The 19,914-nt window shown below is 66.4% G+C and carries 18 protein-coding genes; 7 read left to right on the forward strand and 11 right to left on the reverse strand.

From position 1 onward, the window contains the following. The first annotated feature begins 135 nt into the window (after positions 1-135). From LU671_RS11135 to fecA, 3 genes are all read left to right on the forward strand, one after another. A complete protein-coding gene (locus LU671_RS11135) occupies positions 136-630 on the forward strand; it encodes a sigma-70 family RNA polymerase sigma factor (RefSeq protein WP_232855701.1) in 495 nt (164 codons plus the stop codon). Between the two features lie 214 nt (positions 631-844). After that, entirely contained in the window at positions 845-1,771 is a 927-nt protein-coding gene (locus LU671_RS11140; RefSeq protein WP_232855702.1) for a FecR domain-containing protein, read from the forward strand. A gap of 148 nt (positions 1,772-1,919) precedes the next feature. Further along, positions 1,920-4,229, forward strand: a complete 2,310-nt coding sequence (fecA, locus tag LU671_RS11145) for a TonB-dependent Fe(3+) dicitrate receptor FecA (protein WP_232855703.1) — start codon at positions 1,920-1,922, stop codon at positions 4,227-4,229. Positions 4,230-4,452: 223 nt separating this feature from the next. On the opposite strand, the gene LU671_RS11150 is transcribed toward fecA, so the two are convergent. Beyond that, a complete protein-coding gene (locus LU671_RS11150) occupies positions 4,453-4,935 on the reverse strand; it encodes a glutathione peroxidase (protein WP_203650605.1) in 483 nt (160 codons plus the stop codon). A 146-nt stretch (positions 4,936-5,081) separates the two neighbouring features. Continuing rightward, positions 5,082-5,567, reverse strand: coding sequence for an FKBP-type peptidyl-prolyl cis-trans isomerase (locus tag LU671_RS11155; RefSeq protein WP_050706853.1), 486 nt, complete (start codon positions 5,565-5,567; stop codon positions 5,082-5,084). On the opposite strand from LU671_RS11155, the gene LU671_RS11160 reads away from it, so the two are divergent. Together LU671_RS11160 and pta are read left to right on the forward strand one after the other, a co-directional pair. Further along, positions 5,566-5,868 carry a DUF3565 domain-containing protein gene (locus LU671_RS11160; RefSeq protein ID WP_232855704.1) on the forward strand — a complete coding sequence of 101 codons (303 nt, stop codon included), beginning with the start codon at positions 5,566-5,568 and terminating at the stop codon, positions 5,866-5,868. The two genes, LU671_RS11155 and LU671_RS11160, sit on opposite strands and share 2 nt — an antisense overlap. Before the next feature lie 32 nt (positions 5,869-5,900). Further along, on the forward strand, positions 5,901-7,991 hold the full coding sequence (gene pta / locus LU671_RS11165) for a phosphate acetyltransferase (RefSeq protein ID WP_203650604.1): 2,091 nt from the start codon (positions 5,901-5,903) through the stop codon (positions 7,989-7,991). Between the two features lie 145 nt (positions 7,992-8,136). Here pta and LU671_RS11170 read toward each other — a convergent pair whose 3' ends face one another. The 3 genes from LU671_RS11170 to LU671_RS11180 form a co-directional block, all read right to left on the reverse strand. Then, positions 8,137-8,856 carry an OmpA family protein gene (locus LU671_RS11170; protein ID WP_028689530.1) on the reverse strand — a complete coding sequence of 240 codons (720 nt, stop codon included), beginning with the start codon at positions 8,854-8,856 and terminating at the stop codon, positions 8,137-8,139. Positions 8,857-8,951: 95 nt separating this feature from the next. After that, on the reverse strand, positions 8,952-9,593 hold the full coding sequence (locus LU671_RS11175) for an MBL fold metallo-hydrolase (RefSeq protein WP_232855705.1): 642 nt from the start codon (positions 9,591-9,593) through the stop codon (positions 8,952-8,954). Positions 9,594-9,708: 115 nt separating this feature from the next. Next, positions 9,709-10,728 (reverse strand): Leu/Phe/Val dehydrogenase, encoded by a 1,020-nt coding sequence (locus LU671_RS11180; RefSeq protein WP_232855706.1) that lies wholly within the window; start codon positions 10,726-10,728, stop codon positions 9,709-9,711. A 123-nt stretch (positions 10,729-10,851) separates the two neighbouring features. On the opposite strand from LU671_RS11180, the gene LU671_RS11185 reads away from it, so the two are divergent. Further along, on the forward strand, positions 10,852-11,658 hold the full coding sequence (locus LU671_RS11185) for a SirB1 family protein (RefSeq protein WP_232855707.1): 807 nt from the start codon (positions 10,852-10,854) through the stop codon (positions 11,656-11,658). On the opposite strand, the gene LU671_RS11190 is transcribed toward LU671_RS11185, so the two are convergent. From LU671_RS11190 to hmgA, 4 genes are all read right to left on the reverse strand, one after another. Beyond that, positions 11,647-12,996 (reverse strand): MFS transporter, encoded by a 1,350-nt coding sequence (locus tag LU671_RS11190; protein WP_232855708.1) that lies wholly within the window; start codon positions 12,994-12,996, stop codon positions 11,647-11,649. The genes LU671_RS11185 and LU671_RS11190 overlap by 12 nt on opposite strands. Before the next feature lie 185 nt (positions 12,997-13,181). Next, positions 13,182-13,811: a maleylacetoacetate isomerase gene (maiA, locus tag LU671_RS11195; protein WP_232855709.1), complete on the reverse strand. Its 630-nt coding sequence runs from the start codon at positions 13,809-13,811 to the stop codon at positions 13,182-13,184. A gap of 12 nt (positions 13,812-13,823) precedes the next feature. After that, positions 13,824-15,116: a fumarylacetoacetase gene (gene fahA / locus LU671_RS11200; protein ID WP_232855710.1), complete on the reverse strand. Its 1,293-nt coding sequence runs from the start codon at positions 15,114-15,116 to the stop codon at positions 13,824-13,826. A gap of 3 nt (positions 15,117-15,119) precedes the next feature. Further along, positions 15,120-16,421: a homogentisate 1,2-dioxygenase gene (gene hmgA, locus LU671_RS11205; RefSeq protein WP_232855711.1), complete on the reverse strand. Its 1,302-nt coding sequence runs from the start codon at positions 16,419-16,421 to the stop codon at positions 15,120-15,122. Positions 16,422-16,610: 189 nt separating this feature from the next. On the opposite strand from hmgA, the gene LU671_RS11210 reads away from it, so the two are divergent. Continuing rightward, positions 16,611-17,393, forward strand: coding sequence for an IclR family transcriptional regulator (locus LU671_RS11210; protein ID WP_232855712.1), 783 nt, complete (start codon positions 16,611-16,613; stop codon positions 17,391-17,393). 543 nt (positions 17,394-17,936) lie between these two features. On the opposite strand, the gene LU671_RS11215 is transcribed toward LU671_RS11210, so the two are convergent. Both LU671_RS11215 and LU671_RS11220 read right to left on the reverse strand, forming a co-directional pair. Next, positions 17,937-18,851 (reverse strand): SDR family oxidoreductase, encoded by a 915-nt coding sequence (locus LU671_RS11215; RefSeq protein WP_232855713.1) that lies wholly within the window; start codon positions 18,849-18,851, stop codon positions 17,937-17,939. A gap of 116 nt (positions 18,852-18,967) precedes the next feature. Further along, a complete protein-coding gene (locus LU671_RS11220; protein ID WP_110736894.1) occupies positions 18,968-19,873 on the reverse strand; it encodes an alpha/beta fold hydrolase in 906 nt (301 codons plus the stop codon). Positions 19,874-19,914 lie beyond the last annotated feature (41 nt).

Here is a 19,914-nt window from a genome sequence, read left to right on the forward strand (position 1 = left end):
TCTCATAAGCAAAGCATGCCGGCGCCAGCGGTAGGCATGCCTTGCGTCGGCAGCGATTGCCGAACACCGGTGGCATGAATACAATGCGAACAATTCTTACTTCCAGTTGCGCTTTGCGGCGCCGGAGTCGTATCGGTGTCCAGTGCCCTCTCTTCCACCGTCGAAGGCCTTTACCACGCCCATCACAGTTGGCTGACCGGCTGGCTGCGACGACGCCTGGGCTGCCCGCAGAGTGCCGCCGACCTGGCCCAGGACACCTACCTGCGCCTGCTCCAGGCCCGCGAGGCACCGCAGCTGATCGAACCCCGTGCCTTCCTCACCACCGTGGCCAAGCGCGTGCTGTGCAATCACTTCCGCCGCCAGGAGCTGGAGCGCGCCTACCTCGAGGCCCTGGCCCAGTTACCCGAGCAGGTGGTCCCCAGCGAGGAAGACAAAGCCATCATCCTCGACACCCTGCTCGAACTCGACCGCCTGCTCGATAGCCTGCCACCGCTGGTCAAGCGTGCCTTCCTGCTGGCCCAGGTCGATGGCCTGGGCCAGGGGGATATCGCCCGCGAGCTGGGCATTTCCCTGGCGACGGTCAAGCGCTACCTGCACAAGGCAGCCTTGCGCTGCTATTTCGCCTTGTGAATCCTGCCTTTCGAGGTTTTTGCGATTTTTTGGATATGAACGCTCCAATTCAAGATTGCCGGGGTCGCTTTGCGACCCTTTCGCGGCACAAGGCCGCTCCTACAGGGGGCGCGGTCACCTGTAGGAGCGGCCTTGCGCCGCGAAAGGGCCGCACAGCGGCCCCGGCAAATCCAAACCGGACGCCAATTTTCAACACTTTGGAAGGGCTGCCCCTGTGAACGCTGCCTTTTCCTCGCAGATCGCCGAACAGGCGGTACACTGGCTGATCGAGTCGCAGAGCGACGACTTCGACCAGCACCAGGCCCTGGAGCGCTGGCTGCAGGCCGACAGCGAACATCAGCGGGCCTGGGCCCATATCCAGCAGGTCAACCAGCGCCTGCGCGGCGTCGCCGCCCCGGTGGTCCACGCCACCCTGCAGGCACCGCCGTCGCCGGCCCGGCGCCGTGCCCTCAAGGCGCTGCTGCTGGCGGGAGTGGCCAGTGCCGCCGGGCTCGGCCTGCAACAACACAATCCACTACCCGGGCTGATGGCCGACTACCGCAGCCCGGTCGGCCAGCGCCGCCGCCTGACCCTCGACGACGGCAGCCAGTTGCACCTGAACACCCGCAGCGCCGCCGACGTGCGCTTCGACGGCCGGCAGCGCCTGGTGCGCTTGCAGGAAGGCGAGCTGCTGCTCGAGGTGATCAACGATCCACGGCCACTGCGCCTGGCCACGGCCCAGGGCGAGCTGCATCTGCACAGCGGACGCTTCGACGTCCGTCAGTTCGATGGTTTCAGCCTGGTATCGGTGTTCAGCGGCAGCGCCAGCGTGGCCGGCACACCGCTGCTGGCCGGGCATCAGGCACGTTTCGCGCAAGGCGGCTGGCAGGCAATCGCACCGCTGGACCCTAACCGGGCGGCCTGGGTGGAGGGCATGCTGGTGGTGTCGCAGATGCGCCTGGGTGACTTTCTCGCCGAGCTGTCGCGGTATCGACTCGGGCAGTTGGGATGCAGCGAGCGGGTGGCCGATCTACGGATTTCCGGATCGTATCCGCTGGCAGACAGTGAGCAGATCCTGGAGATGCTGGAAGTGACACTGCCGGTAAAGGTGCGGCGGTTCACCCGGTACTGGGTGTCGCTCGAGGCTGCGTCAACGGGTTGAGAGGCAAGCAACCGACATGGCCATCGCGGGGCAAGCCCGCTCCCACGATTATCGGCTCCAACCCAAAATTATTTCAAATCAGTTGAGCCATTTTCCAAACCTCGCGTGACAGAGAAGACAGAACCCCTTGTCACAGGACCTCCGTCACATGCCCCTGCGCCTCAGCCCCCTAGCCTACGCCCTGATCCTCGCCGCCCCGCTCGCCCTGGCTGGAGAGCCCCGCGCCTACCACATCGCGCCCGGCACACTGGAACAGGCCCTGAACCAGTTCGGTCGCGAAAGCGGCGCGCTGATCTCGTTCAGCCCGGGCCTGACCCAGGGCCTGAGCAGCCCGGGCCTGGAGGGCCAGTACGAGGTCGGCCAGGGGCTCGATGCCCTGCTGCGCGACAGCGGCCTGCAGGCGCGCCAGGAGACCGACAACGCCTACAGCCTGCAACCGCTGCCGGCCATGGGCGGCAACGCCCCGGTCGAGCTGGGCGCCTCGACCGTGGTCGGCGACTGGCTGGCCGAGGCTCGCCAGGACAACGTCTTCGAACATGCCGGCGCCCGCGACGTGGTGCGCCGTGAGGAGTTCGAACGCAGCGGTGCCAGCAGCGCCCGCGAAGTGCTCAACCGCATCCCCGGCGTTAACGCCCCGGAAAACAACGGCACCGGTAGCCATGACCTGGCGCTGAACTTCGGCATCCGTGGCCTGAACCCGCGCCTGGCCTCGCGCTCCACCGTGCTGATGGACGGCATCCCCGTGCCCTTCGCCCCCTACGGCCAGCCGCAGCTGTCGCTGGCACCGATCAGCCTGGGCAACATGGACGCCGTAGACGTGGTGCGCGGCGGCGGCGCGGTGCGCTACGGGCCGCAGAACGTCGGCGGCATCGTCAACTTCGTCACCCGCGCCATCCCTGAAGAAGCCACCTTCAAGGCGGCGATGCAGAACCAGATCAGCCCCTCGTCCAGCCAGGATGGCCTGAAGAACAGCGCCAACCTGCTGATCGGCGGCACCAATGCCAACGGCCTGGGCGGCGCCCTGCTCTACTCCGGCACCCGCGGCAGCGACTGGCGCGAACACAGCGACACGCAGATCGACGACCTGATGCTCAAGGGCAAGCTGCAACTGGATGAAGCCAACAGCCTGCACGCCATGGCCCAGTACTACGAGGGTGAAGCCGAGATGCCCGGCGGCCTGAGCACTGCCGACTTCGACGCCGACCCGTACCAGTCGACCCGCCTGAAGGACAAGTTCTGGGGCCGCCGCACGCTGTTCAACCTGGGCTACGACTACAAGCAGGACGACCGCCAGTTCAGCGTCAACAGCTTCTTCACCAAGACCCTGCGCAGCGGCTACCTCGACCAGGGCAGCTTCGTCTCGCTGTCGCCACGCGAGTACTGGGTGCGCGGCATCGAGACCCGCTTCTCGCAGGGCGTGGCCCTGGGCGACAGCTGGCACGAGCTGGGTATCGGCTACCGCTACGTCAACGAGGCCGGGCATGAACTGCGCTACCGCGAGCCGGTCAACGGCGCCCTGCCGACCACCGCCAGCCGCAACGACCGTGACACCCGCGGCAGCACCGAAGCCCACGCCATCTACCTGGACGACCGCATCGACATCGGCCGCTGGACCATCACCCCGGGCATCCGCTACGAGATGATCGACTCCGAGCAGAGCAACAAGCTCAATGGCCAGCAGTACCAGGGCAGCTACAACACCGCCCTGCCGGCACTGAACGTGATGTACCACCTCACTGACAACTGGAACCTCTACGCCAACACCGAAGGCTCGTTCGGCAGCGTGCAGTACAGCCAAATGCCCAACCGGGTCAGCAGCGGCGAGGTGAAACCGGAGAAGGCGCGCACCTGGGAAGTCGGCACTCGCTACGACAATGGCGACCTGCAGGCCGAGATCGGCGCCTTCCTGATCAATTTCGATAACCAGTACGAAAGCAACCAGACCAACGACTCGGTGATCGCCCGTGGCGAAACCCGTCACCAGGGCATCGAAACCAGCGTGCGCTACGCCCTCGACGGCCTGAGCCCGGCCCTGGCCGGTTTCGACGTGCACGCCGGCTACGCCTTCGTCGATGCCACCATCCGCGAGGACGGCCCGAACAAGGGCAACCAGGTACCGTTCTCGTCCCGCCACAAGGGCACGCTGGGGATCGGCTACACCGAAGGCCCGTGGCAGTTGAACCTGGACAGCAGCTTCCAGAGCAGCCAGTACGCCGACAACGCCAACACCGGCGGCGAGAGCGCCGACGGCAGCACCGGGCGCATCCCCGGCTACATGCTGGTCAGCACCCGCGCCGGCTATGACTTCGGCCCTGCGCTTTCGAACCTGAAGGTGGCGGTGGGAGTGAAGAACCTGTTCAACCGCGAGTACTACACCCGCTCGTTCGACGACAACAACAAGGGCAAGTACGTGGGCGAGCCGCGGACGCTGTATGTGCAGACGTCGGTAGCGTTCTGACGGCCTAGGGCAGAGGTATATGACGCCGCTCTCATGGAACAAAACATAATTCTGTGATTTGACTGGAGCAGCGTGGGAGCGGGCTTGCCCCGCGATGCGGCGTTTGGCACCGGCTTCGCCGGTGATCGCGGGGCAAGCCCGCTCCCACGCTGGAACCCTGTTCCCTGCGCGACAGCGCAGCCAGGAAGGGCTGCGTAATCTCCTACAGGGGTGTGGGTATGGATCAGCCCAGCGCCTTCTCGATCGCCTGCACCACGGTCGGATCGTCCGGCGCGGTACGCGGGGCAAAACGCGCCAGCACCCGACCATCCTTGCCAACCAGGAACTTCTCGAAGTTCCAGGTGATATCGCCGGGGAACTCGGCGCCCTCGCCCGCCAGCAGGCGGTACAGCGAATGACGCTGCGGGCCGTTGACCTCGAGCTTGGCGCCCAGCGGGAAGCTCACCCCATAGTTGAGGCTGCAGAATTCCTGGATTTCCTTCTCGCTGCCAGGTTCCTGGCCGGCGAACTGGTTGCACGGCAGGCCCAGCACATTGAAGCCCTTGTCCCGGTAATCCTGATACAGGTTCTCCAGGGCCTTGTACTGCGGCGTCAGCCCGCACTTGGAGGCGACATTGACCACCAGCACCACCTGGCCCTTGAACGGGGCCAGCGGCAGGTCCTCACCGTTCAACGCCTTCAACGTCAGGTCGTGAAATGCACTCATGATGAAATCCCCTCTCAGGTTCCCGATTGCCGCTGGGGCGAATCCCGCCCACTAAAAAGGCGCGCGGCCAAACCGTCCACCCTCCTGAGGAGGGCAAGTCCGGCTTGCCCGAGCGCCTGGCGACTCTCTGAGCTTAGCGCAGAAAATCAGTGGTGATGGCCACCTTCACCGTGGATGTGACGGTGAGCGATTTCTTCTTCGCTGGCGTCACGCACGTCGACAACCTTGACCTTGAAGTTCAGGCGCTGACCAGCCAGCGGGTGGTTGCCGTCGACGGTCACGTCGTCGCCGTCGATGTCGCGAATGGTGACGATCTGCATCTGGCCGTCCGGCGCCGAGGCGTGGAACTGCATGCCGACTTCCAGTTGGTCGACGCCTTCGAACATGCTGCGGTTCAGGGTGCTGACCAGTTCGGCCGAGTACTCGCCGTAGGCTTCTTCCGGTTCGATGGCAACGGTCAGCTCGTCACCGGCCTGCTTGCCTTCCAGGGCTTTTTCCAGGCCCGGGATGATGTTGGCGGCACCGTGCAGGTAGACCAGCGGCGCACCACCGGCGGAGCTGTCGATGACCTCACCAGCGTCGTTGGTGAGGGTATAGTCGATGGAGACAGCCTTGTTGGCGGCGATCAGCATGGGGCAAGACCTTTTGCAAAAGAATGTAGAACGGACAAGTGTAACCAACGCATCGACCGATTGCGAACGCGACTCGGACCAAGGGCCGCCCATCAGTCGGATCACCGGCTTTCGCCTCGACGAGGAGGGCCACTGGGTGGTCGAGCTGTCCTGCGGCCACACCCAGCACCTGCGCCACCAGCCGCCGTGGCAGGCGCGGCCCTGGGTGCTCGACGCCGACGAACGCGCCCGACGCATCGGCCAGGTATTCGCCTGTGGCTGGTGCGCACAAGGGGCGGTTAGCGATACCCTTGGCCGCTGAATTCCTTGCACCGCTTATTTCGAGAAGCACGCATGCAGACATTTTTCATCGCGCCGACCGACTTCGGTGTCGGCCTGACCTCCATCAGCCTGGGCCTGGTGCGCACCCTGGAGCGCGCGGGGCTCAAGGTCGGCTTCTTCAAGCCGATCGCCCAGCCGCACCCCGGCGACACCGGCCCGGAGCGTTCCAGCGAACTGGTCGCCCGCACCCACGGCATCAAGCCGCCCACGCCCCTGAGCCTGGGGCATGTCGAGCGCATGCTCGGTGACGGCCAACTCGATGAACTGCTCGAGGAGATCATCCGCCTCTACCAGCAGGCGTGCGTCGGCAAGGACGTGGTGGTGGTCGAGGGCATGGTGCCGACCCGCCACGCCAGCTATGCCGCCCGGGTCAACCTGCACCTGGCCAAGAGCCTCGACGCCGAGGTGATCCTGGTGTCGGCGCCGGAGAACGAGGTACTGAGCGAGCTGTCCGGCCGCGTCGAGCTGCAGGCCCAGTTGTTCGGCGGCCCGCGGGACCCAAAGGTGCTCGGTGTGATTCTCAACAAAGTGCGCACCGACGAAAGCATGGCCGACTTCGCCACGCGCCTGCGCGAGCATTCGCCGCTGCTGCGTGGCAACGACTTCCGCCTGCTCGGCTGCATCCCCTACCAGGCCGAGCTCAACGCCCCGCGAACCCGCGACGTGGCCGAGCTGCTCGGTGCCCAGGTGCTCAACGCCGGCGACTACGACCAGCGGCGCATGAGCAAGATCATCATCTGTGCCCGCACCGTGGCCAACACCGTGCCGCTGCTGACCTCCGGCACCCTGGTGGTGACGCCGGGCGACCGCGACGACATCATCCTCGCCGTGTGCATGGCCGCGATCAACGGCGTGCCCCTGGCAGGCCTGCTGCTGACCAGCGACAGCAAGCCCGACCCGCGCATCCTCGAACTGTGCCGCGGCGCCCTGCAGGCCGGCCTGCCGATCCTGTCGGTGAGCACCGGCTCCTACGACACCGCCAACCAGCTCAACTCGCTGAACCGCGAGATCCCGGTGGACGACCGCGAGCGCGCCGAGTTCATCACCGACTTCGTCGCCGGCCAGTTGGACGCCGCCTGGCTGCACCAGCGTTGCGGCACGCCACGGGAACTGCGCCTGTCGCCGGCGGTGTTCCGCTACCAGCTGATCCAGCGCGCCCAGCAGGCCAACAAGCGCATCGTCCTGCCCGAGGGCGCCGAGCCCCTGCTGGTGCAGGCCGCCGCCCTGTGCCAGGCCCGTGGCATTGCCCGTTGCGTGCTGCTGGCCAAGCCCGAGGACGTGCAGGCCGTGGCCCGCGCCCAGGGCATCAGCCTGCCGCCGGACCTGGAAGTGCTCGACCCCGAGCTGATCCGTGGCCGCTATGTCGAACCCATGGTCGAGCTGCGCAAGAGCAAGAACCTCAACGCGCCGATGGCCGAACAGCAACTGGAAGACCCGGTGGTGATCGGCACCATGATGCTCGCCCTCGGCGAGGTGGACGGCCTGGTCTCCGGCCTGGTGCACTCCACCGCCAACACCATCCGCCCGGCCTTGCAGCTGATCAAGACCGCGCCAGGCAGCAGCCTGGTGTCGTCGGTGTTCTTCATGCTGTTCCCCGACCAGGTGCTGGTCTACGGCGACTGCGTGATGAACCCGCACCCCAGTGCCGCGGAGCTCGCCGAAATCGCCCGGCAGAGCGCCGAGTCCGCCGAGTCGTTCGGCATCGCGCCACGGGTGGCGATGCTCAGCTATTCCAGCGATTCGGCGGCCAGCGACGAGGAAGTGGAAAAGGTGCGCGAGGCCACGCGCCTGGCGCAACAGGCCGAGCACGACCTGGTGATCGACGGGCCGTTGCAGTACGACGCCGCTGCCAACCCCGAGATCGCCCGGCAACTGGCGCCGTCGAGCCCGGTGGCCGGACGCGCCACGGTGTTCGTGTTCCCCGACCTGAACACCGGCAACACCACCCACAAGGCGGTACAGCGCAGCGCCGACTGCGTCAGCCTCGGGCCGATGCTGCAGGGGCTGCGCAAACCGGTCAACGACCTGCCCCGTGGGGCGCAGGTGGACGATATCGTGCATACCATCGCGTTGACGGCGATCCAGGCCAGTACCGAGCGCTGAAAACAGATGGGGCCGCTACGCGCCCCTTCGCGGGTAAACCCGCTCCCACAGGTATCGCGCAAGGCCAAAGTCATGCACAAACCCTGTGGGAGCGGGTTTACCCGCGAAGGGCCGCGAAGCAGCCCCATCAGTTCAGAACTATAACTTACGGATACTGCTGCACAGTCCCCTGCTGGTCATACTGCTGACCCGGGATCGGCTTCAGGTTGACCTCGACCCGGCGGTTCTGCGCACGGCCATTGGCGTCGGCGTTGCTGGCGATCGGCTGGTCCGGCCCCATGCCACGCACGCTGACCCGCGACGAGTCCACGCCCTGGGAAGTCAGGTAGGTGCTGACCGCCTGGGCACGGCGCTGCGACAGGTCCATGTTGTGCTGGCGGCTGCCGGTGCTGTCGGTGAAGCCCACCACCTCGATGGTGTTCTGGTTGAACTGCTTGAACGAGTTGGCCAGGTTGTTCAGCGGCGAGTAGAAGCTCGGGGAAATGTTCGCCGAATCGGTGGCGAAGGTGATGTTGCCCGGCATGATCAGCTTGATCTGGTCGCCCTGGCGCTGCACCTCGACGCCGGTGTTGGCCATCTTGGCCCGCAGCTCGGCTTCCTGCTTGTCGGCGTAGTAGCCGTAGCCGGCGGCGGCGGCGCCCACCGCGGCGGCGCCGATCAGCGCGCCCTTGCCGCGGTTGTTGTGATCGATGGCGGCACCGGCGATGGCGCCGGCCAGCGCGCCCAGGCCACCGTACTTGGCGGTCTTGCTCATCCCTGTGGAGCCCTGCGCCTGGCCCTGGTTGTCATACGGGTTGGGGCTGGCACAACCGGACATCAGGGCGGCGGCGGTAGCGACGATAATCAGACGACGCATGGTGAACATGGACAAGCTCCTACTGAAATTCAAAAGTGCAGCGGATCGCCTACGGATCTATGCCAGCCTTGGATTGCAGCGCGGCGGAAAAATTCCATGAAACCTCAGGCGCGCACGAACGGATTCTCGCGCATCTCGTCGCCGAGGCAGGTGTCCGGACCATGACCGGTCACCACGATGGCTTCCTCATCCAGGCGGTACAGCCGTTCCTTGATGGAACGAACGATAGCCCGCTGATCGCCACCCCACAAATCGGTGCGCCCGACACCACGGCGGAACAGGGTATCGCCGGCGATCAGCAGCTTGTGCTCGGCGAACCAGAAACTCATCGAGCCCGGCGTATGCCCTGGGGTGTGCAGCGCCACGCCGCAGCCGCAGGCCAGCTCCTCCTCATCGCTCAGCCAGCGATCCGGCGACGGCACCGGGGTGTAGGGCATGCCGAACATCTGGCACTGCATTTCCAGGTTTTCCCACAGCGGCTGGTCGGCCTTGTGCAGGTGCAGCGTGGCACCGGTCAGCTCCTTGAGCTTGCCCGAGGCGAGGAAATGGTCGAAGTGGGCATGGGTGTGGATGATGCTCACCAGGGTCAGGCCATGGTGCTGCAGGCGGGCGAGGATCTTCTGCTCGTCGCCGCCCGGATCGACGACGATGGCCTTCTTGCTCAGCGGGTCGCCGATCAGGGTGCAGTTGCACTGCAAAGGGCCGACGGGGAAGGTTTCGCGGATAAGGGTGGGTAATGGGTTCATGTCTACCTGGAAACATCACAGATGACGACCGCTCGGAGTCGCCCTGCGCAATAAGACGGAGGTCCTTTCGATGGTATTGAGGAACGATCTTCACCACAAGCGGCCAGTCTGAGCCTCAGCCATACAGCAACCGCTCCGCCAACGTCTGCGCCACCCTTGCCGGCGAGCGTTTCTCCGCCTGGGCATGGGCGAACACCTCGGTCAGCCGCGTGGGAATTCGCGCCAGGTGCGCGGTTATGGTGCCCGCGGCTTCCCCACGATGGGTCAACGCCACATAGATCAACCCGCCCGCATTGATCACGTAGTCAGGTGCATACAGGATCCCCCGATTCTCCAACTGGTCGGCCACCTCCAAGGTGGTCAGCTGGTTGTTCGCCGACCCCGCCACCGCCGCGCAACGCAACTGCATCACACTCTGCCTGTTGAGCACCGGCCCCACGCCACAGGGGGCGAAGATGTCGCACGGGGTGCTGATCAAGGCCTCATGGGCCACCGGTTGGGCACTGAACTGCTCCACCGCCAGGCGCACCTTGCCTGGGTCCAGGTCGCTGACCAGCAACTCGGCGCCCGCCGCATGCAGTTGCTCGGCCAGGGCATAGCCCACGTTGCCCAGGCCCTGCACCGCCACCCGCAGGCCCTCCAGGTTATCGCTGCCCAACCGGGCCATGGAGGTGGCGCGGATGCCAGCGAACACGCCCATGGCCGCGTGGGGCGACGGGTCGCCCGAGGCGGTGGTGCTGGTCACGTAGGGGGTAGACTGGGCGATGCAGTCCATGTCGAGGGTCGAGGTGCCGCTGTCCACCGCCGTGATGAAACGCCCCTGGAGGCTGTCGACGAAGCGGCCGAAGGCCTCGAACAGCGCTGCGCGGTTCTCCACGTGCGGATTGCGCACGATCACCGCCTTGCCACCGCCCATCGGCAGCCCGGCCAGGGCCGCCTTGTAGCTCATGCCCTGGGCCAGGCGGATGGCGTCGGTCATGGCGCTCTCGTCGTCGGCATAGGGCAGGTAGCGGCAGCCGCCCATGGCCGGTCCCAGCTGTTCGCTGTGAATCACCACCACGGCCTTCAGGCCCGTGGGTGGGTCGATGAACAGGTGCAGTGACTGGGCGCGGGTGCTTTGCATGAGCTCGAACATGGACGGGCTCCCCAACGAGGTGCTCCTACCAGTATAAACAGGTCGAGGCCGGACACCGCACGGGCGGACCACTGGACGAAAAGCCGCGCCAGGGCTACAAGTTAAGCGTGATGGAGAGGTCCCATGAACCCACGCCAAGCCTGCCTGGCCTGCCTGGAACGCGAGCCGGTCGCCCTGCTGGAGGCCACCCTGTGGATCGCCGCCGAGCATGACCGCATCGTCGAGCCCGCGGCCGGCCTGGCCCGGCTACACGAACTGCAACGCGACGTCAGCACGAACCTGCCGATGCTGCCGCTCAACGAGCTGGCCCAGCCCTTGCTGCGCCAGCTCAACGCCCTGGGTTACCAGCAGGACGAGTACCACCCGCTGCGACCGCAGGCGGCCTTGATGGACAAGGTGCTGCAACGCCGTCGCGGCCAGCCGTTGCTGTTGGCCATTCTCGCCCTGGAGCTGGCCCGCCGCCTGTCGATTCCCTTGGAAGGCGTCAATTTCCCCGGCCACTTCCTGCTGCGCGTGCCCGGCGCCGATCACCTGCTCGACCCCTGCGGCGGTCGTCGCCTCTACCCCAACGACTGCCGCGAACTGCTCGCCCGCCAGTTCGGCCCGCAGATGCCGCTGACCGCCGAACACCTGCGCAGCGCCTCGCCGATGCAGATGCTCCAGCGCCTGTCGCGCAACCTGCGCCAGTTGCACAGCAGTAACGACAACGACCTGGCCGCGCTGGTCGATGCCGAACGGGTCATGCAACTGGGTCCGGTGCAGGTCAACGACTACCTGGCCCGCGCCACGCTGTACCAGCATCTGGACTGCCCTCAGGCCGAACGCTTCGACCTGGAACACGCCCTGCTGCTGACCGACGACCCGCTGCAACGCCTGAAACTCAGCGAACGCATCGGCCAGTTGCCCAGCGGCAAGCGCTCAATCCACTAGCGCTTCAGCCTTGGGCGCCACTTCACGTGGCCGTGGCGCCCGCACCTGGCTGACCAGCAGCGCCCCAAGCAATGCCGGGATGGCGCAGAAGAAGAAGATCTGCTCCACCGGCATGTGCAGGGTCAGCAGCAAGCTACCGATAAGCGGTCCAAGGATCGAGCCGAAGCGCCCGACGCCCAGGGCCCAGCCGGTGCCTGTGGCGCGCACCTGGGCCGGGTAGAAGTTGCTGACGAAGGCATTGAGCGTCAGCTGGCCACCGATGATGCAGAAGCCTGCGGCGAACACGCTGGGCACCAGCCAGCGCGGGTCGTCGTGGTTGAGGCCGACCAGCACGCTGAAAACTGCCGCCCCCAGCAATACGCCGGCCAACAGGTGGGCCTTGTTCTTCATTCGGTCGGCGCACCAGGCCAGGCACACCGCGCCGAATGTGCCGGCGAACAGGAACAGCGAAGTGACCAGGTTGGCCTGGTTCAGCGCCAGGCCGCTTTCCTGCAGCAGCGACGGCAGCCAGCTGATCATGAAATACAGCAGGATCAGGCTGACGAAGAAGGTGCCCCACAGCAGCAAGGTCGGCCGGGCGAAACCGTCGCGGAACAACGCGACCATGGTGAGCTTGCTGTCCGCTGGCTCATCGCTGGCGACCTGTGCCGCCGGCACCTGCCAGCCCGGCAGCAGGCGGGTGGCAATCCTTTGCAACCGGGCATACGGCGGCGCATCGCGCAGCAGGCGCGGCAGCGACTCGGGCAGGTACAAGGCCAGGAACGGGAACAACAGCAGCGGCGCCACGCCACCGGCGAGAAACACCGCCTGCCAGCCGTAATGGTCGATGAAGCCCGCAGCGACGAAACCACCCGCCGCTCCGCCCAGGGAAAAGCCGCAGGCCGCCAGGGTCACCATCAGGGTGCGCAGTCGAGGCGGCGCGTAGTCGGCCATCAGCGCCATGGCGCTGGGCATGGCGCCGCCCATGCCGATGCCGCAGAGAAAACGCGCCAGCATCAGGCTGTCGAGCGAGGTGGCAAACACCATCAGCACCGTCAGGCTGGCGTACAGCAGCACGCAGCACAGCAGCACCCGACGCACACCGAAGCGGTCGGCCAGTGGCGTAACCGCCAGCGAGCCGACCGTCAGGCCCAGCAGGTTGGCGCTGAACACCGGCCCGAAGGCGGCCTTTTCCAGGCCCCAGTCCTGGGCCAGCGCGGGAATCACATAGCCCAGCACCTGGGCGTCATAACCATCGGTGACCAACAGCAGGATCAACAGCAGCAGCAGGCGCCACTGGTAGGGTGACACCGGGCGCGCGTCGAGCGCCGCGCGAAAGCTGGCTATCTGGTTGTGCATCGCAAGGTACCTGTCTTTTATTGTTATGCCATGGGATCGCGATGGTCGTTGCAGGAGCTAGCTCCTGCGGGCTGAAGCAGTACCTGTGGGAGCGGGTTTACCCGCGAAAGCGTCGGTGGCCTCACCCTTGCATTCGCGGGTAAACCCGCTCCCACAGTGCCCCTGCCAACACAATGAGTTTGTGGTCAGTCGGGGGTGTCGGGCTGCCTCGCCGGGTGGGCCTGGTGGAAGGCCGGGTGCTGCTCGGCCAGGGCGGCCACCCGGCGAATGCGCGGGTAGCCACCGAGGTCGATGTTGAAGCGTTCGGCCGCGTACAGTTGCGGGATCAGGTAGACGTCGGCGAGGCCCGGCGTCGCCCCGAAGCAGAAGCCGTCATCGCCGATCAACTGCTCGACCGCCGCCAACCCCTGACTGATCCAGTGGCCGATCCACTGATTGACCTGGGCCTCGTCGTGCCCCAGTTGGCGCAACTGGTTGAGCACGCTGACGTTGTGCAACGGATGGATATCGCAACCGATGATCGCGGCCACGCCGCGCACCTTGGCCCGGGCTTCGGGCGCACGGGGCAGCAGGGGTGTTTCGGCGAAGGCTTCCTCCAGGTACTCGATGATCGCCGGCGACTGCACCAGCAGCTCGCCGCTCTCCAGGCGCAGGGCCGGCACTCGGCCCTGGGGGTTGAGCGCCAGATAGTCCGCGCCGCGCTGCTCGCCCTTAAGCAGGTTCACCGGCAGGGCCTGGTAATCCAGGCCCTTGAGCGCCAGGGCGATACGCACCCGATACGACGAGGTGGAGCGGTAGTAGGTGAACAGTTCCATCGCCCTGCCCCCTCAGTTGGCCGCGACGATGGTGCCGCGGCACTCGCCGAAGCCGATGCTGGCTGCGCCCTCGCGCACGCAGCGGGCGCGCAGAATGATCTCGTCGCCGTCCTCGAGGAACTTGCGCACCTCGCCGCTGGCCAGTTCCACCGGGTGCTTGCCACCCTCGGTGATCTCCAGCAGGCTGCCGAACGAACCCGGCGCGGCGCCCGACAGGGTGCCCGAGCCGAACAGGTCGCCCGGTTGCAGCTGGCAGCCGTTGACGCTGTGGTGGGCGACCATCTGCGCCACGGTCCAGTACATGCTGCGGGTGCTGCTCAGGGTCAGGCGATGAGCCGGCAGGTTCTGCTCGCGCATGCGCTCGGTCAGCAGCAGCACTTCCAGCTCGATGTCGAAGGCGCCGGCGGCCTGGTCGCGCTTGTCCAGCAGGTACGACAACGGCTGCGGGTCACCCTCCGGACGGGCCGGCTGGGCGCAACGGAACGGTTCCAGGGCCTCGGCGGTGACGACCCATGGCGACACCGTGGTGATGAAGCTCTTGGACAGGAACGGGCCCAGCGGCTGGTATTCCCAGGCCTGGATGTCCCGCGCCGACCAGTCGTTGAGCAGGCAGAAGCCGGCCACGTGCTCGGCGGCATCGCCCACCGGGATTGGCTGGCCCATGTCATTGCCTTGGCCGATCCAGATGCCCAGTTCCAGCTCGTAGTCCAGGCGCGCGCAAGGGCCGAAGCTCGGCTCGGTCTGGCCCGCCGGCAGGGTCTGGCCCTTGGGACGGCGCACATCGGCGCCGGAGGCACGGATGGTCGAGGCGCGGCCGTGGTAGCCGATCGGCACGTGCTTGTAGTTGGGCAGCAGCGGGTTGTCCGGGCGGAACAGCTTGCCAACGTTCTTGGCGTGCTCGATGCCGACATAGAAGTCGGTGTAGTCACCGATCTTCGCCGGCAGGTGCAGCTGGCATTCGCTGGCCGGGTACAGCGCGGCCTTCAGCGCAGCCTGGTGCTCGCTGCCCTCGCCCAGCAGTACCAGCAGGCGCTCGCGCAGGGCCACGCGGGCCGCCCGGCCGAGGGCGAAGAAAGCGTTCAGCGCGCCGCCGACGGTGGCTTCGACGGCGGCCTTGGCCGCACCGTCGAACAGGCCGGCGGCCAGCACGACCTCGAGGTCGAGGATCGCGTCGCCGATGGCCACGCCGCAACGTGGCGCCTGCCCTAGGCGGCTGAAGATGCCCAGGGGCAGGTTCTGCAGCGGGAAGTCGCGGTGCCCGTTGGCGTGCTCGACCCAGCTGCGGGCAATGGCGTTGTGGTTCATCGGTTATCTCCGGTTCGGGTTGAAGGTGCTCGGCAAGGTGGCCCAGCAACTATCGTAGTCGGCCTGCAACTGCGGGCTTTCGAGGGCCTGGCGGCTCGGACGCAGCACCTGGCTGGTCTCGAACATGAAGGCCATGGTGTTGTCGATCTTGTGCGGCGCCAGGTCCACCGAGATGGCCTTGTCGCAGGTCTCGGCGTCCGGGCCGTGGGCACTCATCACCCCGTGCAGCGAGGCGCCGCCGGGCAGGAAGCCTTCGGCCTTGGCATCGTAGGCGCCGTGGATCAGGCCCATGAACTCGTTCATCAGGTTGCGGTGGAACCATGGTGGACGGAAGGTGTTCTCGGCCACCATCCAGCGCGGCGGGAAGATCACGAAGTCCATGTTGGCCATACCGTGCACGCTGGTGGGCGAGGTCAGCACGGTGAAGATCGACGGATCGGGGTGGTCGAAACTGACCGTGCCGATGGTGTTGAAGCGGCGCAGGTCGTACTTGTACGGTACGTTGCTGCCGTGCCAGGCAACCACGTCCAGCGGCGAATGCTGCAGCTCGCAGGCCCAGTGTTCGCCGAGGAACTTCTGCACCAGCTGCACCGGGCCGGTGCTTTCTTCGTAATGGGCGACCGGGGTAAGGAAGTCACGCGGGTTGGCCAGGCCGTTACTGCCGATCGGGCCGAGGTCCGGAATGCGCAGCGGCGCACCGTGGTTCTCGGCGATGTAGCCACGGGCCTGGGCATCGAGCAGTTCGACCCGGAACTTCATGCCCCGTGGGATCACCGCGATCTCCAGCGGCTCGACCACGAGCACGCCCAGCTCGGTGGCGATGCGCAGGCGGCCTTGCTCGGGCACCAGCAGCAGCTCGCCGTCGGCATTGAAGAACACCCGCTCCATGGAACGGTTGGCGCGGTAGATGTAGATGCTCACGCCAGCCGGCTTTTCCGATGCCGAGTTGGCCACCATGGGCACCCAACCGTCAATGAAGTCGGTCGGTTCGGACGGGATCGGCTGGGGGCTCCAACGCAGGCGATTGGGGTTGATGGCGCCCAGCGCGCCGGTCAGCGGCTGGCACTCCAGGCGCTCGAAGCGAGGGTGCAGCGCCGACGGGCGAATGCGGTACAGCCAGGTACGGCGCAGTTCGCTGCGGGTCATGGTGAAGGCAGTGCCCGACAGCAGCTCGGCGTACAGCCCGTAGGGGGCCTTCTGCGGCGAGTTCTGCCCGACCGGCAGGGCGCCGGGCAAGGCTTCGCTGGCGAATTCGTTGCCGAAGCCGCTCAGGTACTCGAGTTCAGGGGAAGTGTCGCGGGTCATCGGTGCCTCCAGGCTGCTGGGAGCCGTTGCGGGCAGCTGGCTGCGGGCCCGATCCTGAAACCGGCACCAAGGGCGGCAGCGCGTCTGCATTGTTTTTATCGTAATCAGATTACGAATAACGTAATTTGCCCGCGCGCAGGCGTCAAGCTATAAAGGCGCCACTCCATGAAATCTGCATAGAAGCCCCCCATGGCCAAAGCCAGCAGCAGTGCCGACAACGGCAAACAGAAGGTCCGCTCGGCGGAAGTCGGCACCGACATCCTCAAGGCCCTGGCCGAACTCTCCCCCTCCACCTCGCTGTCACGCCTGGCCGAGCATGTCGAGATGCCAGCGAGCAAGGTGCACCGCTACCTGCAGGCACTGATCGCCAGCGGCTTCGCCGAGCAGGACCCGGCCACCAACCACTACGGGCTCGGGCGCGAGGCGTTGCGGGTGGGCATGGCGGCCCTGGGCAGCATCGATGTGCTGAAGGTCGCGGCGCTGCCGCTGTCGCAGCTACGCGACGAGCTCAACGAAAGCTGCTTCATCGCCGTGTGGGGCAACCAGGGCGCGACCGTGGTGAGTATCGAACCGGCGGTGCGGGCGGTGACGGTGGTGACCCAGATCGGCTCGGTGCTGCCGTTGCTGAGTTCGTCCACCGGGCTGGTGTTCGCTGCGCATCTGCCCGAACGGGAGACCGTGGAGCTGCGCGACCAGGAACTGGCCACGCTCGGCCAGAAGGCGGACGACTATGCGCCCCTGCTGGAGCAGATCCGCCAGCGCGGCCTGCACCATGTGCACGGGTTGCTGATGCCGGGGGTGGATGCGCTGTCCGCGCCGGTGTTCAACGCCATGGGCCAGGTCGCCGCGGTGATGACCGTGGTCGGGCCGACCTCGATCTTCCATGCCGACGAGCACGGCCCGGCCGCCCGACGCCTGCTCGCCGCCACCCAGGCCACCAGTTGGCGGATGGGATACGGCGCGGATCAGTGAAAGGGCTTACAAAGCATTACGGATTTTCACTGCACAGGCTGGCTATAGTCCGCCTTGCACTTTTACCCGAAACGTAAAGGTGAATGTCATAAGCGGCTATTTTTCCCACGGGTTCAAGCGCTTATTCTGATCTCACTGGCCGGCACGAAGGGCTCTCCCCCCCGCCTTTCGCGCCCGCTCAGGTTCACCGACGTTGATTTTGAAGCTCCTTGATCTAACGTCTCGATTGGCCGCTGCGATTGCAGCGGCCTTTTTTATTTGTGCAAGAATCGCTTGGCAAAATCTGGTGGGAATGGGCTGGTTGAGAGCGGGCTTGGTACGGGCTGCGTGCGAGCGGGGGCTGCGTACGAGCGGGTATGCGAGCGAGGCTGCGTGGGAGCGGGCTTGCCCCGCGATCACGGGCGAAGCCCGTGCCATGTGGCGCCGTTGCCTGGACCGGCCTCATCGCGGGGCAAGCCCGCTCCCACGCATACCCCGCTCGCAAGCCAGCTCGCACGCATGCCAGCCCCCACGCAAATCCGACCATGCCGTGACACGCGCGCCTCAACCCAACGGATGCTTTTGCAGGTTCGCCATCATCTGCTGCAACGCCTGCAGGCTGTCCTGCGGATGCCCGGCACCCTCGAAGTCGCCAATCCGCGCCCAGTTGTCCGCCACCTGCTCGGGCGTGAACCCTTCGCGCGGGTCGAAACCCACGCCCTGGCTGCGCTCCCAGCGCACCTTGCCGACCCAGCCGCCGCCCACCTCGAACAGCTCGCCGCTGTCCTGGCACTGATCGCTGCCCAGGTACACCACCAGCGGGCTGATCAGCTCGGGTTGCAGCCGCTCGAACACCTGTGGCGGGATCAGCCCCTCGGTCATGCGCGTGCCGCCGGTCGGGGCGATGGCGTTGACCAGGATGCCGTGCTTGCGGCCCTCGATGGCCAGGGTGCGGGTCAGCCCGTAGAGGCCGAGCTTGGCCATGCCGTAGTTGGCCTGGCCGAAGTTGCCGTAGATGCCCGAGGTGGACGAGGTGAAGATCACCCGCCCCCAGTTCTGCGCCCGCAGGTGCGGCCAGGCGGCATGGGTGACCTTGTAGGCGCCCTCGACATGCACGCGGTAGACCAGCTCCCAGTCGCTGTCTTCCATCTTGTGGAAGGTCTTGTCGCGCAGGATGCCGGCGTTGTTGACCAGCACATCGACGCGGCCGTAGGTGTCCAAGGCCTGTTCGACAATACGTGCACCGTCGGTGACCGAATCATGGTTGGCGATCGCTGAACCGCCTGCGGCGCGGATCTCCTCCACCACGCGGTCGGCCGCCGTTGCGTTGGCGCCTTCGCCGTGGGTCGACCCGCCCAGGTCGTTGACCACCACGTGCGCGCCGCGCGCGGCGAACAGCAGCGCATGGGCCCGGCCCAGGCCGCCACCGGCCCCCGTGACGATCACCACTCGATCCTGCAGACGTACTGGTTCGCTCATGCTCAAGGCTCCTGGCAATGAAGGGATGCAACGCAGTCTCCGCCAGCCGCCGGGGCCGGGCAATCAAGCGCACCGTGGCGAATGCCGCCCGATAACGCCCGGCGATGATCGCCCGGTCAGGACCAGGCGACCTTCAGCGGCACATAGCTCATCGGTTGCTCACGAAAGGCCAGGTAGTGGCGCAGCACCTGCACCGGCGCCTCGGTGTGCGGGTAATGGCCGATGCCCTGCAGCACCACGGTGTCGGGCTCCGGCACCAGTTCGCGGTAGCGTTCGACCATGTGCGCGCCGGACAAAGGATCCACCGCGCCATTGATGAAGCGCAGCGGCACGCCCGGGCGTTGCAGCGCCGCGACCCAGCGTTCGCGCTGGGCCCTGCGCTCGGGCAGGAAGCTGATGAGCCGGTGCAGGATGCGTGGGCCGCGGTTGGAGGCGATCAGGCTCCAGTAGTCGTCCAGGGCGCTTTCGCTGGGGTGGGTGCAGGGGCCGTAGACCTGGGTGACGTTGCGCACCAGGTCGTCGCGCCCGAACGAGCGCCCGACCAGCCAGCCCAGGCGGCTGAGCAGCAGCTTTTGCACCAGCAGCACGCGGCAACTCTCGGGGAACAGCCCACTGTTGAGGAACACGCAACTGGCCACCTCCAGCCGCTGTTCATGGTGCCTGGCCAGCAGCTCCTGGGCGACACTGCCGCCGTAGTCATGGGCCAGCAGGTGCACCGGCTGGTCGATGTGCAGGTGCGCCAGCAACGCCTGCTGCAGGTCGGCCTGCTCGAGCAGGCTGTAGTCGTGGTCCGCGGGCTTGGCCGAGTCGCCGAAGCCGAGCATGTCGCAGGCCACCACGCGAAAACGCTGGGTCAGGGGTGCCCACAGGTAGTGCCAATCCCAGCTGGCCGTGGGGAAACCGTGAAGCAATAGCAGGGGCTCTCCTTGCCCTGCCGTCCAGTAGCGGATGCTCTGGCCCCGGAAGGTGAAACCCTGGCTCCGGGTGCGCCAGACGCACAATGGAATCTCGGCCAGTGGCATCACGGTCGTCCCGGTGGATAAGTGTCGGAAGAGGGCAAGGC

It is taken from the genome of Pseudomonas sp. NMI760_13 (assembly GCF_021283245.1).
GTDB lineage: Bacteria > Pseudomonadota > Gammaproteobacteria > Pseudomonadales > Pseudomonadaceae > Aquipseudomonas > Aquipseudomonas peradeniyensis.

What these genes read in the sequence shown, in the direction of transcription:
- LU671_RS11185 (WP_232855707.1), top strand. Translation starts at nt 10,852, where the DNA reads ATGAACCCACGCCAAGCCTGCCTGGCCTGCCTGGAACGCGAGCCGGTC.
- LU671_RS11170 (WP_028689530.1), bottom strand. Translation starts at nt 8,856, where the DNA reads ATGTTCACCATGCGTCGTCTGATTATCGTCGCTACCGCCGCCGCCCTG.
- LU671_RS11220 (WP_110736894.1), bottom strand. Translation starts at nt 19,873, where the DNA reads ATGCCACTGGCCGAGATTCCATTGTGCGTCTGGCGCACCCGGAGCCAG.
- LU671_RS11155 (WP_050706853.1), bottom strand. Translation starts at nt 5,567, where the DNA reads ATGCTGATCGCCGCCAACAAGGCTGTCTCCATCGACTATACCCTCACC.
- pta (WP_203650604.1), top strand. Translation starts at nt 5,901, where the DNA reads ATGCAGACATTTTTCATCGCGCCGACCGACTTCGGTGTCGGCCTGACC.
- LU671_RS11150 (WP_203650605.1), bottom strand. Translation starts at nt 4,935, where the DNA reads ATGAGTGCATTTCACGACCTGACGTTGAAGGCGTTGAACGGTGAGGAC.
- maiA (WP_232855709.1), bottom strand. Translation starts at nt 13,811, where the DNA reads ATGGAACTGTTCACCTACTACCGCTCCACCTCGTCGTATCGGGTGCGT.
- LU671_RS11210 (WP_232855712.1), top strand. Translation starts at nt 16,611, where the DNA reads ATGGCCAAAGCCAGCAGCAGTGCCGACAACGGCAAACAGAAGGTCCGC.
- LU671_RS11190 (WP_232855708.1), bottom strand. Translation starts at nt 12,996, where the DNA reads ATGCACAACCAGATAGCCAGCTTTCGCGCGGCGCTCGACGCGCGCCCG.
- LU671_RS11160 (WP_232855704.1), top strand. Translation starts at nt 5,566, where the DNA reads ATGGGGCAAGACCTTTTGCAAAAGAATGTAGAACGGACAAGTGTAACC.
- fahA (WP_232855710.1), bottom strand. Translation starts at nt 15,116, where the DNA reads ATGAACCACAACGCCATTGCCCGCAGCTGGGTCGAGCACGCCAACGGG.
- LU671_RS11180 (WP_232855706.1), bottom strand. Translation starts at nt 10,728, where the DNA reads ATGTTCGAGCTCATGCAAAGCACCCGCGCCCAGTCACTGCACCTGTTC.
- fecA (WP_232855703.1), top strand. Translation starts at nt 1,920, where the DNA reads ATGCCCCTGCGCCTCAGCCCCCTAGCCTACGCCCTGATCCTCGCCGCC.
- LU671_RS11215 (WP_232855713.1), bottom strand. Translation starts at nt 18,851, where the DNA reads ATGAGCGAACCAGTACGTCTGCAGGATCGAGTGGTGATCGTCACGGGG.
- hmgA (WP_232855711.1), bottom strand. Translation starts at nt 16,421, where the DNA reads ATGACCCGCGACACTTCCCCTGAACTCGAGTACCTGAGCGGCTTCGGC.
- LU671_RS11175 (WP_232855705.1), bottom strand. Translation starts at nt 9,593, where the DNA reads ATGAACCCATTACCCACCCTTATCCGCGAAACCTTCCCCGTCGGCCCT.